This window comes from Pseudomonas parasichuanensis, assembly GCF_021601385.1.
Taxonomy (GTDB): domain Bacteria; phylum Pseudomonadota; class Gammaproteobacteria; order Pseudomonadales; family Pseudomonadaceae; genus Aquipseudomonas; species Aquipseudomonas parasichuanensis.
This window is the reverse complement of sequence record NZ_BQHO01000084.1, coordinates 1-603: the sequence shown is the minus strand read 5'-3', so window position 1 is coordinate 603 and position 603 is coordinate 1. Positions and strand designations below refer to the sequence as shown.

1 protein-coding gene is annotated in these 603 nt (G+C 62.5%); it reads right to left on the bottom strand.

The window, feature by feature from the left end; all coding sequences use genetic code 11:
* The coding region (istB, locus tag L6D77_RS27055; RefSeq protein ID WP_236170230.1) for an IS21-like element ISPst3 family helper ATPase IstB at positions 1-603 on the bottom strand (603 nt) is incomplete at both ends.

Below are 603 nucleotides of genomic sequence, written 5' to 3'. Positions count from 1 at the left end.
TGTGGCAGTGGTGGGTCAGCCGATCCAGCAGGGCGGTGGTCATCTTGGCGTCGCCGAACACGCTCGACCATTCGGCGAAGCTCAGGTTGGTGGTGATCACCACGCTGGTGTGTTCGTACAGCTTGGACAGCAGGTGAAACAGCAACGCACCGCCAGCCTGGCTGAACGGCAGATAACCCAGTTCGTCGAGGATGACCAGATCCATGCGCAGCAGTGCCTGGGCGATCCGCCCGGCTTTGCCGTCGTGTTTTTCGCGCTCCAGCAGATTGACCAGATCGACCGTGGAGTAGAAGCGCACGCGCTTACCGTGCCGGGTGATGCCGGACACGGCCAGCGCGGTGGCTAGGTGGGTTTTACCGGTGCCTGGCCCACCGATCAGCACCACGTTCTGCGCGGTGTCGGTAAAGGCCAGGCTGGCCAGCTCGCTGATCAGGCGTGCGTCGGCGCTAGAGGCGTTGAAATCGAAGCTGGCCAGATCGCGGTGCATCGGCAGCTTGGCCATGTTCATCTGGTGGCTCACCGAGCGCATGGCGCGATCTGTGTGCTCTTGTTCCAGCAGGTGTTCGAGCAGCCACTTGGACGAGGCTGTGTTCGACTCACCCT